The organism is Amycolatopsis orientalis DSM 40040 = KCTC 9412, from assembly GCF_000478275.1.
Lineage (GTDB): Bacteria > Actinomycetota > Actinomycetes > Mycobacteriales > Pseudonocardiaceae > Amycolatopsis > Amycolatopsis orientalis.
Window position 1 is genome coordinate 15,369 of the sequence record NZ_ASJB01000051.1, and the last position, 14,922, is coordinate 30,290.

At 68.0% G+C, this 14,922-nt stretch carries 14 protein-coding genes; 3 read left to right on the plus strand and 11 right to left on the minus strand.

Features of this window, described 5'->3' with window-relative positions; genetic code table 11:
* Positions 1-900, minus strand: a complete 900-nt coding sequence (locus tag L324_RS16540; RefSeq protein ID WP_235783552.1) for a hypothetical protein — start codon at positions 898-900, stop codon at positions 1-3.
* Between the two features lie 216 nt (positions 901-1,116).
* On the opposite strand from L324_RS16540, the gene L324_RS16545 reads away from it, so the two are divergent.
* Entirely contained in the window at positions 1,117-1,779 is a 663-nt protein-coding gene (locus L324_RS16545) for a DUF1707 SHOCT-like domain-containing protein (RefSeq protein WP_037308553.1), read from the plus strand.
* Here the strand turns inward: L324_RS16545 and L324_RS16550 are convergent.
* The 8 genes from L324_RS16550 to L324_RS16585 all read right to left on the minus strand — a co-directional run bounded on the left by L324_RS16550 (position 1,776) and on the right by L324_RS16585 (position 9,844).
* On the minus strand, positions 1,776-3,194 hold the full coding sequence (locus tag L324_RS16550; protein WP_037308557.1) for an MFS transporter: 1,419 nt from the start codon (positions 3,192-3,194) through the stop codon (positions 1,776-1,778). The genes L324_RS16545 and L324_RS16550 overlap by 4 nt on opposite strands.
* 84 nt (positions 3,195-3,278) lie before the next feature.
* A complete protein-coding gene (locus L324_RS16555; RefSeq protein ID WP_037308560.1) occupies positions 3,279-3,815 on the minus strand; it encodes a cadmium resistance transporter in 537 nt (178 codons plus the stop codon).
* Positions 3,816-3,866: 51 nt separating this feature from the next.
* Positions 3,867-5,504, minus strand: a complete 1,638-nt coding sequence (ptsP, locus tag L324_RS16560) for a phosphoenolpyruvate--protein phosphotransferase (RefSeq protein WP_037308563.1) — start codon at positions 5,502-5,504, stop codon at positions 3,867-3,869.
* A gap of 68 nt (positions 5,505-5,572) precedes the next feature.
* Positions 5,573-6,433: a ribokinase gene (locus L324_RS16565; protein ID WP_037308566.1), complete on the minus strand. Its 861-nt coding sequence runs from the start codon at positions 6,431-6,433 to the stop codon at positions 5,573-5,575.
* A 327-nt stretch (positions 6,434-6,760) separates the two neighbouring features.
* Positions 6,761-7,888 (minus strand): DUF6346 domain-containing protein, encoded by a 1,128-nt coding sequence (locus L324_RS16570; protein WP_152546879.1) that lies wholly within the window; start codon positions 7,886-7,888, stop codon positions 6,761-6,763.
* 41 nt (positions 7,889-7,929) lie between these two features.
* Positions 7,930-8,943 (minus strand): hypothetical protein, encoded by a 1,014-nt coding sequence (locus L324_RS16575; protein ID WP_037308572.1) that lies wholly within the window; start codon positions 8,941-8,943, stop codon positions 7,930-7,932.
* Positions 8,936-9,274, minus strand: coding sequence for a hypothetical protein (locus L324_RS16580; protein WP_037308575.1), 339 nt, complete (start codon positions 9,272-9,274; stop codon positions 8,936-8,938). Before L324_RS16580 ends, L324_RS16575 begins: the two co-directional genes overlap by 8 nt.
* 24 nt (positions 9,275-9,298) lie before the next feature.
* The gene (locus tag L324_RS16585; protein WP_037308578.1) at positions 9,299-9,844 is read right to left on the minus strand and encodes a YbaB/EbfC family nucleoid-associated protein; all 546 of its coding nucleotides are present in this window, start codon (positions 9,842-9,844) and stop codon (positions 9,299-9,301) included.
* Between the two features lie 190 nt (positions 9,845-10,034).
* Between L324_RS16585 and L324_RS16590 the strand changes: the two genes are divergently transcribed.
* Both L324_RS16590 and L324_RS16595 read left to right on the plus strand, forming a co-directional pair.
* Positions 10,035-10,406: a hypothetical protein gene (locus L324_RS16590; RefSeq protein WP_081736364.1), complete on the plus strand. Its 372-nt coding sequence runs from the start codon at positions 10,035-10,037 to the stop codon at positions 10,404-10,406.
* A 38-nt stretch (positions 10,407-10,444) separates the two neighbouring features.
* The gene (locus L324_RS16595) at positions 10,445-11,164 is read left to right on the plus strand and encodes a TetR/AcrR family transcriptional regulator (RefSeq protein ID WP_037308583.1); all 720 of its coding nucleotides are present in this window, start codon (positions 10,445-10,447) and stop codon (positions 11,162-11,164) included.
* A 72-nt stretch (positions 11,165-11,236) separates the two neighbouring features.
* On the opposite strand, the gene L324_RS16600 is transcribed toward L324_RS16595, so the two are convergent.
* Both L324_RS16600 and leuS read right to left on the minus strand, forming a co-directional pair.
* The gene (locus tag L324_RS16600; protein ID WP_037308974.1) at positions 11,237-11,974 is read right to left on the minus strand and encodes an SDR family oxidoreductase; all 738 of its coding nucleotides are present in this window, start codon (positions 11,972-11,974) and stop codon (positions 11,237-11,239) included.
* 88 nt (positions 11,975-12,062) lie between these two features.
* Positions 12,063-14,918 (minus strand): leucine--tRNA ligase, encoded by a 2,856-nt coding sequence (leuS, locus tag L324_RS16605; RefSeq protein WP_037308586.1) that lies wholly within the window; start codon positions 14,916-14,918, stop codon positions 12,063-12,065.
* Positions 14,919-14,922 lie beyond the last annotated feature (4 nt).

A 14,922-nucleotide genomic window follows, 5' to 3' on the forward strand; every position in this document is an offset into this window, starting at 1 on the left:
TCAGCCCTGGGCGACGGTCACCACCGACCGGTTCCGCTCGGCGGGCAAGGGCGTTTTGACGACGGTCCACTGTGGACGATCGAGGCGCCAGCTCGCGACGACGTCGGTGGTGAGCACCAGGGCGTCGTCCTCGGTCCATTCGAGCGCGACCTGCTTGAGCGGGGTCGCGATCGGCATCGCGGGCGCGTGCGTCCAGGTCAGCGTGTCGAGGGCGAGCACCCAGACGTCGGCGGCCTGCGTCGCCGTCCCCGCCCAGGCGGGATCGCCGAACAGCACGGCGACCTTGTAGCCATCGCGGCTCGGCACCACCGGGCCCGGCGTGCCGTTGGCCACCGGCCGTTCGAGCGGCGTGCGCTGATCGTTGCGCAGGTCGAGCACGGAGAACCTGGTCAGCTCGGCGAGCAGCAACCGGTCCTTGGTGATCGCGAGTACCCGGGGGAACTGGTGCACGGCGCGGCCGGTGGCGGGGTCGATCAGCACGTCCTCGGCGCTGGCCGTCCCGCTGTTCACCGTGATCAGCAGACCCTTCGGGACCTCTTGCCGAACAGCCGTCGTGCAGCTCGCCGGACGGCCGCGGTCGCGTTCGGCGCCGAGCAGGGAGACGTACTGGAGGCGGCACAGGTCGTCGCCGTCGTCGCGGATCAGCCAGACACCGGTTTCGTCGGCGGACGGGGCGACGCTGCGCGCTTTCCCCAGCCGCCACGGCTGATTCTTCGGATCCCCGTAGACGAACACCTCGGACGGCTCCAGGCACGAGGGCCCGCAGCGGGCGGCCGACAGCACGACCGGGAACTTGCCGACCCGGAGGACTTCGTTGACCCTGTCCCCGCCGGGAGCGCCCGGGAGCGGAGTGGTGGCGCCGGTGGCGGGATCGAGCACCGAAGCCGGAGAAGTCGACATGACCAGGCGAAAACCTGCGAAGTCCACGGGTTCGCCTTCGACGCGCGACGGAGGCGGGGTCGTCGGCTTGGGAGGAGGCTGCGGAGGCTGGGCGTCCACGGTGCAACCGGCCAGCAGAAGGAACGCCGCCACCAGGACGGCACCGGGGTGAAATGCGGGTCTGTTCAGGGTATTTCCCCGATCTCGCGGGTGAGATCCGGTTCTACCATTCCAGGCATGGGCGAGGAAGAGCAGTCGACGACCGAGACCAAGCCGTTGAGCGGACGGGACATCCGGGTCTCGGACGCGGAACGCGAGCACGTCGTCGAGGTGCTGCAGAAGGCGATCGGCCTCGGGATGCTGAACCTCGACGAGTTCACCGAGCGCACCGACCGCGCCCTCGCGTCCAAGACCCGCGGTGAGCTGAACGCGGTGCTCACGGATCTGCCCGGTCTGACGCATCCCGAAGCGGCGATGATTCCGCGTCAGCAGCAGAATCCGTGGGCCCCGCCGCGACAGCAGTACGCCTATGGGCCGTCCGGGCAGGTCATGGAGCTCAACGGCAAGTACTCGGCGTTGCAGCGCGACGGGAACTGGCTGGTCCCGGAGTCGATGGTGGTCCGGAACAAGTACGGCGCCACGAAACTGGACTTCTCCCAGGCCGAGATCCAGCATCCGGTGGTGTACATCGAACTGCAGGTCAAATGGGGTTCGGTGGAGATCACCATCCCCGAGAGCGGCGCCGTCGACACGAACTCGATCACCGACATCAAGTTCGGCAGCTTCGACGACCGGACCCGCTCGAACGGCCGCCCCGGCACGCCCCGGTTCGTCATCACCGGGCGCGTGCACGGGGGAGCGCTGATCATCAAGTACCCGCGGCGGGGTTTCTTCGGTTAGGCGCCGACAGGGCGCACGTGCCGCAGGTGCCTGAGCACGAAGTACGCGATCGCGGCCAGTACCAGCGCGGCCAGCCCGGACACCGCGTGCATCCCGCTGGCGAAGGCGTCATGTGCGGGGACCGCGTCGGCGAGCTGGGCCTGGGTGACGGCGTTGCCCAGGGTCCCGACGGTCGCGATGCCCAGCGCGTAGCCGAACTCGTTGCCGGTCTGCGACAACGAGGCCGCCGAACCGGCCTTCTCCGGCGGCACGGAACCGACGACCAGATCCGTGCCCAGGGTGATCAGCGGACCGCCGCACAGGCAGGTGATGGCGAAGGCGATCGACGGGATCACCGGACCGGCGCCCGCCTCGACCTGCGTCAGCAACAGGAATCCGGCGATCGCGCCTGCCAGTCCACCCGCGATGAGGGTCGCGGGACGGAAGCGGCGGGCGAGGATCGGCGCGGTCAGGAAGCTGACGGTCGACGCGAGCATGCCCGGCAGCAAGGCCAGCGCGGCGCCGACCGGTGAAAGCTCCAGGACGATCTGGAAGAACTGCGCGACGAACAGCATCGTCGTGCCACCGAGCATGGTGAACGCGCACATCCCGCCCAGCGCCGTCGTGAACGCGCGGCTGCGGAAGAGCTTCAGGTCGATCAGCGGGTCGGCGAGCGTGCGCTGACGGCGCACGAAGACCACGCCGAAACCGAGGCCGATCAAGAGCGAGACCACCGGGACCACGTGCACGCCTTCACGGGCGAGTTCCTTGATGCCGTAGACCGCGGGCAGGATCGTGACCAGCGAAAGCACGACACTCGTCAGATCGATGCGGCCCGCGTTCTCGTTGCGGTACTCGGGCAGGAGCTTCGGTCCCACGATCAGCAGCAGGACCATCGCGGGGACGCCGAGCAGGAACACCGAACCCCACCAGAAGTGCTCCAGCAGCACGCCGCCGACCATCGGGCCCACGATCGCGCCGACGGTGAAGCAGCCCGCCCAGATCCCGATCGCGAGCGAACGCTGGCGGCTGTCGAGGAAGAGGTTGCTGATCAGGGCGAGGGTCGAGGGCGCGAGCGTCGCGCCGGCGATCCCGAGGACCGCGCGGGCGGCGATGAGCATCAGCGCGCTGGTCGAGAACGCCGCCAGCACGGACGCCAGGCCGAACGCCGTGGCGCCGACGAGCAGCAGCCTCCGGCGGCCGATGCGGTCGCCGAGGGTGCCCATGGTGACCATGAAGCCGGCGATCATGAAGCCGTAGACGTCCATGATCCACAACTGCTGGGTGCTGTCGGCGCCGAGGCTCTGGCTGAGCTTCGGCAGCGCGAGGATCAGCACGAAGACGTCGAGGGAGACCAGGAAGGTGGGCAGGGCCAGCACGGCCAGCCCGACCCACTCCCGGCGTCCCGCCCGCATCGGGGTCATGGTGGTCGTCATGGTCCGGTCCTTTCGTCGCAGTGGCTGCCTTCACCACTGCGTCGAACCCGTGGACCGGATTTCGACATGGCCCCGGGATCTTTTTCAGACCCCGGTGAGGATCAGCACGCCGATGCCGACGAGGACGACCGGCAGGAGCAGGTGACCCCAGCGCGCCAGGGCGCGGGCGATCACCGGGCGGGTGGCGAAATACCCGCCGGCCGCGCACCAGACCGCCACGAGCGCGAGGAACACGGCGGCGTACACGATCAACTCGCCGGCGCCGGTGTTGGCGAACACGGGAACGTAGACGCCGATGTTGTCGCCGCCGTTGGCGAAGGTCACCCCCGCCACGGCGAGGACGCCGGGACCGACCTCGGGCTCCTCGTCGTCCGTGCCGCGCTCACGCCAGACGCGCCACGCCGCGCGGAGGCCGAGCAGCAGCGGTACCACCCCGAGCCACGGGAGGACGGCGTCCGGCAGCAGACCGGCCCCGAACGCCCCGGCGAGCGAAACGGCGAGGATCCCGGCGAACCCGAGGTACTGCCCGGCCACCACCTTCGCCGTGCCCCCGCGCCCACCCGCGCGGCCGAAGAAGAGCGCGAGCAGCACGAGGTCGTCGACGTTGGTGACCGCGAACATGCCCACGGCCTGGCCAACCGAATTCAGCACGGCGGGAGCAAGGGACCTTTGCTATCGCTTCCCGGCGGCGGCCGTCCTGGCCTCGACGGGATCCGCCGTGGCCAGGACCGCCTCGGCGAGCGCTTCGCATTCGGCCAGCGTCGTGGCCGCCAGGCTCGCGCCGACCGCGCGGACGGCGGGCGCGTTCATCGACAGGCTGGTCAGGCCGAGCCCGGCCAGTACCAGCGCGAGCCGCGGGTCGGCGGCGGCCTCACCGCAGACACCGGCGGGTTTGCCGGTGTCCTTGGCGGCCTGGCCGATGACCTTGAGCAGGCGCAGCAGGCCGGGCTGCCAGGGATCGTTGAGCTTGGCGACCGCGCCGAGCTGACGATCGGCGGCGAAGGTGTACTGCGCGAGGTCGTTGGTGCCGACGGAGACGAAGTCGACCACGTCGAGGATCTCGCGGGCGGTCAACGCGGCGGCCGGGATCTCGATCATCACGCCGGCGCGGGCGATACCGGCGGCCCGGACGCGCTCGGCGAACCAGGCGGCCTCGGCGGCGGTGGCGACCATCGGCGCCATCACCGACACCTCGGCGCCGGAGTCCTGCGCGGCCCCCGCGATGGCTTCGAGCTGGCGGTCGAGGATCTCGGGCCGGTCGAACGCGACGCGAAGCCCGCGTACGCCGAGAGCCGGGTTCGGCTCGACCTCGGGCTCCAGGAAGGCGAGGGGCTTGTCCGCACCCGCGTCGAGGGTGCGGACGATGACCGGCTTGCCGCGGAACGGCGAGAGCACGGCGGTGTAGGCCTTGCGCTGCTCTTCGACGGTCGGTTCGGCGGAGGCGTCGAGATAGCAGAACTCGGTGCGGAAGAGGCCGACGCCTTCGGCTCCCGCTTCGGCCGCGGCCTGGGCGTCGGTGGCGGACCCGACGTTGCCGAGCACCTTCACGCGGTGGCCGTCGGCGGTCGCGCCGGTGCCGTCCCAGTCGATCGCGCCGGTCTTGGCGGCCGTGACGACGGCGGCGTTCGGGTCCGCGAGTGCGACCACGCCGGTGTCACCGTCCACCGCAAGCGCTTGCGCGTCGAGAGCGAGGATCCCGCGCACGGCGACCACGGCGGGAATGCCGAGCGCGCGGGCGAGGATCGCGGTGTGGCTGGTGGGGCCGCCCTCTTCGGTGACGAGCGCGAGCACCTTGTCCGGGTCGAGGCCGGCGGTGTCGGCGGGAGCGAGGTCCCGCGCCACCAGCACGCTCGGCGACTCCAGATCGGGAACCCCCGGGGGCGCGATCCCGAGCAGTTCGGCGACCAGCCTGTCGCGCACGTCGCGCACGTCGCGGGCCCGCTCGGCCATGTAGCCACCGGCGGCCGCGAGCGCGTCGGCGAACTTCTCCGCCGCCTGGTGCACCGCACGCGGCGCGGGCAGGTTCTGGGTCTTGACCAGCGCCTCCGCCGAGGAGACGAGAGCCGGGTCGGCCGCCATGGCCGCGGTGGTGATGAGAATCGTCGCGGCCTCACCGGTCGCGGTCTCGGCCAGCTTCTCTAGCCGGGCCGCCACGATCTGGGCCGCCGGGGCGATCCGGGCGGCCTCGGCGGCGGGATCGGCCGGTGCCGGCGTGCTCGCGGGTTCGCCGAGGGGTTCGGCGACTCGGACGACGGGACCGCTCGCGCGGCCGGGACTGACGGCGACCCCGCTCAGTGACTCAGACGGCATGGTCTAGACCATATCTCATGGAGGGCGTGACCTGACTCATAGCCGACAGCACAACACAGAAGAAGACATCATTCCAGTTCGGACGCCGTCGGGTAGGAAGGCTGCGCGCCCTGGCGGGTCACGGTGATCGCCGCGACCTTCACCGCCCGGCGCGCCGCGTCGGCCAGCTTCTCGCCTTTCGCGAGCGACGTGGCGAGCGCACCGGCGAAGGCGTCCCCGGCCCCCGTCGTGTCGACCGCCTCGACCTTCGGCGAGGGCACCTCGATCACGCCGTCCGCGGTCACCACCGCCGCCCCCTTCGCCCCGAGCGTCACGACAGCGGCCTTCGGCCCGAGGTCGAGCAACTTCGGGAAATCGGCGTCACCGCCGAGAAGGAAGGCGGCCTCGTGCTCGTTGACCAGCAGGACGTCGAGATTCTGAAGCGTCTTCGCGGAAAGCTCGGCCGCCGGCGACAGGTTCAGCAACGTCCGGACTCCGGCCTCGACCGCCTTCGCCACCGCGCGTTCGACGGTTTCGAGGGGAATCTCCAGCGACAGCACCACGATCTCGGCGCCGTCGAGATCGACGTCCTCGGGCCGCAAAGCGGAGTTGGCGCCGGGCGAGACGAGGATCGAGTTCTCGCCGTCGGGCGTGACCGTGATGTACGCGATCCCGGTTGGACGCTCGCTGGTGCGCAACGGCTTCGTGTCGACACCGGACTCGGCCAGCGACCGCTTGAGCAGCTCGCCGTACGGGTCGTCGCCGACCGCGCCGAGCAACGCGACATCGGCCCCGAGCCGGGCCGCGGCGACCGCCGTATTGGCACCTTTGCCACCCGGCGACAAGATCGTGTCGCCACCGAGTACGGTTTCGCCACCCCCCGGTCGCCGGTCGACCGGGACGACAAGATCGGCGTTGGCGGAACCGATGACCAGTACCTGAGAAGTCATGGAGGAAACCATCCCATGACCAGCTGTTGTCCGGTCATGTCCCGTCCGTTGACGAAGATGTGAAGAACTTTGTAACTTTCCCGGCGCCTGGTGCGACAATCAGGCGAGCAGCGGAACGCCGTCACTCTTTCGGGGGATAACCCTCCCTCGGACGTCACTTCGGCGACAACCCCCGCTCTTCAGATGCGTTGCCGCGTTCACGCGGTGACGTTGCCCCGATCCCGGCGATGGCCGAGATCAGGGCATCGGGTCGCCGGCGTCGATCACGTAGCCCCCCGAGTGATCGGCGCCGGCGGCGCCCCGCTTCGTTCTGGCGGGGCGCCGCACTCAAGACCCAACCGTGTTCTGCGGGATTCCCCGGTACTCGCTCAGCCTGTCCGGCCGGATCATCGTCATCGCGGTCCGGATCTCGGCGAACGCGGCGTCGCTGAACGCCTCAGGAATCCGGTAGCCGTTCACGACCGGCGGAAGTGGACGGCCGTCGAGGTTCGCCCCGATCTCCCATAGCCCTTTCAGCGTTCGATGACGCTTCGCGAAATCCTCGTCGAGAGGGAAGAAGTCGATCATCCGCAAGGTGCGTTTGCCATCGGTGACGGTGGTCAGCCGAAGCTCGCGGAGGTCTTCCCAGCCAATCTCGAAGGTCGCCTTGTCACGGCGGAACCAGCGAATTCCTTCGACCGACACCGTGAACTTGGTGCACCAGGTCGCCTTTTTCCATCGCGCTGGAGTGCAGAACCACAGCCAGGCGGGAGAGAGGAGTCCGATCGCCGCGATCGTGAGAGTCGCTTCGCGGAGCTCCGTTCCGCGTCCCGCGGTGAAACCTACGATCCCGGAGATGACGGCGACAACGAAGATCAACGCGCAAATGCGCCAGAACTTGCCGGATGACCAATCGTTGGGCGTGACCGTCCTCGAAGCCGTCGCAGGAAGGCCAGTAGGAGCCGCCACGCCACCCAGCTGGCGAACTGACGTGAAAGAAAGCGAGGTGGTCAAGGGTGGCTCGGTGACAGGTTTGCGGAAACGCTTGTTCCGTCGCCAGTGGGCGAACAGGCCCAACCCCACGACCCCGACGACCGGAGGTGCGACGCTCCACCACGGAAGGTCGCTCTTGAAATCCCGGGCGTAGTACCTTCCGAGTTCTTTGACGCGGACCGGCTTACCGATATCGGCCGGTGTCAGCTCGTCAGGGAACGAGCGTGCCGCCACCACTTTCTCACTGAACCGGGATGAATACGGGCGAACCTCGATGTCGCAAACCCAGTAGTAGCCGATCCCGGCGCTGCTCAGCGGCCCTATCTCCTCGCAAGTCTTCACCGTCGCCATATCGGCCGACCCGCCCGTTTCCTCTTCACCGTGGGACACCATCCCGCGGCCGATCAGGGTCCAGCAGATCAGCGCGTAGATGAGCACACCGACGGCGACGCCGGCCACCTTCCACGGGGATCTGCGCGTCACAGTGGGAACTGCTTCGTACCCGGTTATCAGAAGGCTGTTACTCACTGGATCGACCCGGATATCCGTTGCGTGCCGGGTTGCTCGAAAATCGGCTCCGGCTCGGCAGTGCGCCTGGAGCCGACTGCTCCGTTTGCCTTCTCTGGCGGCTTCGGTTCACCAGTGGCGTTGATGGTGGTCTCTCGCCGGTCGCGCGCCTTGTCTTCCGACGCGCTCTTGACCACCTCTTTGACGGCCGTCTTCCCCGCTTCTTTCGCCACCTCCCAGAAAGCACCCATGCCCGCGCCTTCGAACACGTCGCCCTTCTTGAGGAGGTCGCCGACGTTCTTGTAGAAGTCCATCAACATGGACTTCGCGCGCATGAGGACGCGCATCAGCTTCTCGGCCCATGTCATGGCTTCGGTGCTTTTTTCGATCGCGAAGGGAACGCCCTCCGCCGCCAAAGCGGCAGGGTAGGCAGGCGGCGGATACCTGGCGATGATCATGACGATCTTCGCCAGGGTGTCGGTGATCAGGTCGCGAATAATCGTTCGCACCACTGAGAGCACTGTCTTGCAGATGTTGATGATGTTCCCGGCGCGCTCGGCAAGCCGTACGATTTCCCGGTACCCGTTGAGCTGCTTTTGCACATAGGCGCGGTACGCGTCGGCTCCGGCGCCCGACCAATCCATGCAGTTCTTTTGCACCTCATCGGTCAGCTCTTCGGCCGTCGTCTTGACGTACTTGCCGACCTCCAGCCATTTCTGCACCTCGAGATCAAGTGCGTCTTGGTCGCCGGAAACCCAGTTCAGAGGTTCCTTCAAGAAGTCGACGTGCTCGATGATCCAACCGAAACCCCAGCTCATCAGGGTTTCCAGAGGGTTCTTGATCACATCGACGATATCCGGGACCGCTCCCGCCAGGCTGAGGAGTCCCTCCGTCCAATCACCGTTCGCGAGCTTTTCGACACCGCCCGCCAGATCTTGGATCGCGCCCGCGCCTTCCAGCGCGTTGTCCACCTTGTACTTCTCGGCGTCCGTTTCGCTCTTGGCACTCTTGAGGACGTCGTTCTCAGCCACGTTCCACCTGCTCTGCCCGCTTCAGAAGATCCACCGCGTCCTGGTCGGTCACCCGGCGTACTTCGGCCCATTTCCGCACCGCGGCGACATGGTGCTCGCCTGCCGAGATCGCGGACTGCAGAGCCTCGCGCACGTTCTCCGAAAGGTTGTTGCAGATCAACGGCATCCCGCACATGTTGCCGATCAGTCCGAAGGCCAACATGTCCACACGATCTCTGTCCGCGTCGAGCGCGGTCCGCAAATGCTCGTGCGTCTGCTCCACTTGTTTGGCGTGTTCGTCGATCTGGTCCGGGTTTACGTCGAAACCCTGACCTGCCTGCGGCTGCCCCATGGTTTCCCTCCCTCGAGTACCCGCTCAGCGCAGGAAGTCGCCGCCGGTGAAGTAGTCGTCCTCGTGGTCCGTCTGCTGCCGACGCGCGGCACGCGGCGGCGCGGGAGGGGCCGGGGGTGCGGGCGGCTTGGGGGCAGGCGGCGGAGGCGTGTCGAGTTCCTCTTCGGCGACGAAGCGGTCGTCCTCGTCCGCCTCCCGGTGGCCGCCCTCGACGAAACCGGTCGGCTCGGGTTCCGGGTATTCGTTGTGCAGCTGGTTGACCAGCTCGTTCATCGTCTCGGTGCCCGCGATGGACGGGACGCCGGTCTGCATCGCGCCTGCCAGTTTGCTCTGGGCGCTTTGGACGACGCGGAGGATCTCCTGCGCGAGCGCCGGGTTGTCCCGTACCGAGGGGCCGATCTCCAGGCCCACCAGGTTCCCCGCGTGGTTGACCCTGACCGAGATCTGGCCGTCCTTGCTGCGTTCGGACACCGAGACGCTTTCGATCTCGGTGCGCATCTGATTCGCCTTCCGCTGCGCGTCGGCCAGCTTGGCCTCGAAATCAGCGAAGAGCTGCTCAGGGTTCGACACGCGAACCTCCCCTGTTCACGTCGTAGCCATTCGGCGACCGAGTGTGGCATACGCGTCTGACATCGGGGAACGTTTCGCGCGCATCCGCACCCCGGTCGTGTGGATCACCACAGCGGACCCCGGTTTTCCCTACCGGACGTGGTGGCCAGCCCGGTGTTCACGCAGGTCAGCGACCCATAGCGTGCTGGGCATGACGATTCAGGACTGGAAACGCGCGATCTACGCGCTTCTCGCACTTCCGGGTTACCTCGGGGGCGCGAAGGTCCAGCGCGGACTCGCGCGGCGCTGGCTCGGACAGGACGGCGGGACCCGACCGCGGTTCGTGGCGGCCTTCGGTCCGAGTGTGGTCGCGTTCCTTCTCGCTTTGCTGCTTTTCTATCTCGTCGGGCGCATCGCGACCTACGGCCTCTTCTGGTCGGGGAGCGACCCGGAGGGTACCTGGGGCGGGCCGACGCTGGCGGGGGCCTGGATCGTGCATTTCTTCATCGCGCTGGGAATGGCCGTTCCGATCTTCCTGGCGCTCCGGCCGCTCACCAGACTCCAGGCTCGCCTGCTGGGTTGATGCCGGGTAATGCCGCACTGACCACCTAGAATGCCCGGATGAGCAACCCCAGCCGCAGGGGCCGCGAGCGGGCTGCGACCGATCAGGACATCCGCCGGACGGCGCGGGCGCTTCTGGTCGAGCAGGGCCCGGAAGCCGTGACCCTGCGGGCGATCGCACGCGAGCTCGGCATCACCGCACCGGCGTTGTACCGCTATTACGGCTCACGTGACGATCTGGTCGAGCATCTCCGCGCGGACGTCGTCGCCGATCTCGCGGCCGAACTCGCCGAGGACATCGCGCAGCTGCCCACCGAGGGCGCGCTTCAGCTTTTCGCCATCTGCAAGGGTTTCCGGCGTTGGGCGCTCACGCATACCAAGGAGTTCACGCTGGTCTTCGCCTCACCTTCGGGCGAGGACACGTCGAGCAGGCTGGACGAGCCGTTCGGGAAGATCTTCCTCGCGGCGGCGGGCCGGGTGCTCGCGATGCACGACCTCGTGACTCCGTCGAGCGACGTGGTCCCCGTCGAGCTGCGCGACGACCTCACGGCGTTCCAGGCGGAATTGCTGGCCGTGCTGGAGGAGTCCGGCGTGACGTTCCCGCTGGAGAAGCTCGACCTCGGCGTGACGTACCTGATGATCCAGTTCTGGGCCCGGCTCTACGGGCACGTCACGCTCGAGGTCTTCGGCAATTATCCGATCCCGTTCTCGAAACCGGACGTCCTCTTCGACGCGATGCTGGCCGATCTCGCGCGTGAGATCGGCCTGTCGATCGACTAGGCCGTGTCCTGCAAGTCTTGTTCGCGGTCTTCGCGCCCAGGCGGCCCATCGAACAGACTTACAGGACGCGGCCTAGGCCGCGTGCCCGCCGTCGACCGAAACGGTCGTCGCGGTCACGTACTTGCTTTCCGGGCGGGCCAGGAACGACACGGTGGCGGCGACCTCCGACGGCGAGCCGTAGCGGTCGAACACCGTCAGGCTCCGCTGGTCGGCGGCGTACGGGCCGTCGGCCGGGTTCATGTCGGTGTCGGTCGGGCCGGGGTGGACCATGTTCACGGTGATCCCGCGCGGGCCGAGTTCCCTGGCCAGGCCCTTGGTCATGCCCAGCAGCGCGGTCTTGCTCACCGCGTACAGCGACATCCCCGGACCCGGCACGCGGTCCGCGATACAGCTGCCGATGGTGATCACGCGCCCGCCGTCGCCGAGGTGCCGGGCCGCGGCCTGGGTCGCGACGTAGACACCGCGGACGTTGACCGTGAGCACGCGGTCGATGTCCTCCAGGCTCGTCTGGTCGAGCGGGCCGACGAAACCGACGCCCGCGTTGTTGACCAGTACGTCGAGCCTGCCGAACTCGGCGACCGTCGTCTCGACCGCGGCCGCCACGGCCGTGGCGTCGGCGGCGTCGGCCTGGATCGCCAGCGCTCGGCGGCCGAGCGCCTTGATCTCGTCCACGACGCCCGCCGCCAGTCCGGCGTTGTTCTGATAGGTGAGCGCGATGTCGGCGCCGTCCTCGGCGAGCCGGAGCGCCGTGGCGGCACCGATCCCGCGGCTGCCGCCGGTCACCAGGGCCACCTTGCCGTCGAGGGTCATGCGGTGTTCTCCTTCGATTTCGTTGTCCTTGAACAACTCCATCGAATCGCCACATGACCCTCGACGCTGGCGTCTTTCGGTCACCTAGCTACAGGACGATGTTGACCAACCGTCCGGGCACGACGATCACCTTGCGCGGCGTGCCGTCGCCGACCAGGGCGGCGACCTTTTCGTCGGCCAGCGCGGCCGCCTGCACGGCGTCCTTGCCGGCGTCGGCGGCCACGGTGACGCGCGAACGCACCTTGCCGTTGACCTGGATCGGGTACTCCACGGTGTCCTCGACCAGGTACTTGTCGTCGACGACCGGGAACGGGCCGTGCACCAGCGAATCCGCGTGGCCCAGGCGCTTCCACAGCTCCTCGGTCAGATGCGGGGCCAGCGGCGCCAGCATCAGCACCAGCGGCTCCACCAGTTCACGCGGCGTCGCTTCGGCCGAACCGTACGTCTTGGTGACGTAGTTGTTCAGCTCGATCAGCTTCGCGCCCGCCGTGTTGAACCGCAGTTCCGCGTAGTCCTCGCGGACCCCGGCGATCGCCTTGTGCAGCTGCTTGCGATCGGCGTCCGTGGCGTCCACAGTGGACACCCGCAGTTCGCCGGTCTCCTCGTTGACGACCAGTCGCCACAGCCGCTGCAGGAAGCGCTGCGCGCCGACGACGTCCTTGGTCGCCCACGGCCGCGAAACGTCCAGCGGGCCCATCGACATCTCGTAGAAGCGGAAGGTGTCGGCACCGTAGTCGGCGGCCATCTGGTCAGGCGTGACGACATTCTTCAGGCTCTTGCCCATCTTGCCGTATTCCTGCTTGACCTCTTCGTCCCCGAAGAAGAACTTGCCGTCGCGTTCCTCGACCTGGTCGGCCTGGACGTAGACGCCGCGGGAGTCGGTGTAGGCGTAAGCCTGGACGTAGCCCTGGTTGAACAGCTTCCGGTACGGCTCCTTGGACGACACGTGGCCCAGGTCGAACAGCACCTTGTGCCAGAACCGCGAGTACAGCAGGTGCAGCACCGCGTGCTCGACACCGCCGACGTACAGATCCGTGCCGCCCGGGTCGTCGACGCCGTGCTCGGCGGGACGCGGGCCGACCCAGTACTCCTCGTTCTCCGGCGCGACGAACGCGTCCGGATTGGTCGGGTCCAGATACCGCAGCTGGTACCAGCAGGAACCCGCCCAGTTCGGCATCGTGTTGATGTCGCGGCGGTAGGTCTTCTTGCCGTCGCCCAGATCCAGTTCGACCTCGACCCAGTCGGTGGCGCGAGCCAGCGGCGAGGACGGCGTGCTGTCCTTGTCCTCCGGGTCGAAGGTCACCGGCGAATAGTCGGCGACCTCGGGCAGCTCGACCGGCAGCATGCTGTCCGGCAGCGCGTGGACCTGGCCGTCCTCGTCGTAGACGACCGGGAACGGCTCGCCCCAGTAGCGCTGGCGCGAGAACAGCCAGTCGCGCAGCTTGTACTGGACGGTGCCGCGGCCGTGGCCGTGCTCCTCCAGCCAGCCGATCATCGTCTTCTTGGCCTCGTCGACGCCCATGCCGTCCAGGAACCCCGAATTGATCGCGGGGCCGTCGCCGGTGAACGCCTTGCCATCGAAGCCTTCCGTCGGCTGGACGGTGCGGATGATCTCCAGGCCGAACTTCTCGGCGAATTCCCAGTCGCGGGTGTCCTGACCGGGGACGGCCATGATCGCGCCGGTGCCGTAGCCCATCAGCACGTAGTCGGCGACGAAGATCGGGATTTCCTTGCCGTCGGCGGGATTCACCGCGTAGGAGCCGGTGAAGACGCCGGTCTTCTCCTTGTTCTCCTGACGGTCCAATTCGGACTTCCGCGATGCGGCGATCCGGTAGGCGGCGATGGCCTCGGCCGGGGTGGCGGCCTCGCCGGTCCAACGAGCGTCGACGCCTTCCGGCCAGGTGGCGGCGGTCAGTTCGTCGACCAGCGAGTGCTCCGGGGCGACCACCAGATACGTGGCGCCGAACAGGGTGTCCGGACGGGTGGTGAAGACCTCGATCTTCCGCTCACCGGAAGCGAACGACACCCGCGCGCCGTGCGAGCGGCCGATCCAGTTGCGCTGCATGGACTTGACCTTTTCCGGCCAGTCCAGCAGGTCCAGATCGTCGACCAGCCGGTCGGCGTAGGCGGTGATGCGCATCATCCACTGCCGCAGACTGCGCCGGAACACCGGGAAATTGCCGCGTTCACTGCGGCCGTCGGCGGTGACCTCTTCGTTGGACAGCACCGTGCCCAGCCCGGGGCACCAGTTCACCGGCGCCTCGGAGATGTAGACCAGGCGATGCGTATCGACGATCGCCAGCTGTTCGGCGCGGGTCAGCTCGCACCAGTTACGACCGTCCGGCGTACGGCGCTTGTCCTGCGCGTACTCGGCTTCCAGCTCGACGATCGGGCGGGCCTTACCCGCCTTCTCGTCGTACCAGGAGTTGAAGATCTGCAGGAAGATCCACTGCGTCCACTTGTAGTAGTCCGGGTCGATCGTGGAGATCCGGCGACGCTCGTCATGCCCCAGGCCCAGCCGGCGGATCTGGCGCAGGTAGGTCTGCATGTTCTCTTCGGTGGTCTTGCGCGGGTGCTGCCCCGTCTGGACCGCGTACTGCTCGGCCGGCAGGCCGAACGCGTCGAAGCCCATCGTGTGCAGCACGTTGCGGCCGATCATGCGGTGGTACCGCGCGAAGACGTCCGTCGCGATGAAGCCCAGCGGGTGCCCGACGTGCAGTCCGGCGCCCGAGGGGTACGGGAACATGTCCTGGACGAACAGCTTGTCCGAGGGGACCTCACCGCTCTCGTCGGCGAGCGGGCCCACCGGGTTCGGCGCGTGGTAGGTGCCGTGGTCGGACCAGTAGTCCTGCCAGCGCTGCTCGATCTGGCCCGCCAGCTCCGCGGTGTAGCGGTGCTGAGGGGCCGCGTCGGCGCCGCTGGGCGCTTCGCTCGCCTGGTTCATCGAT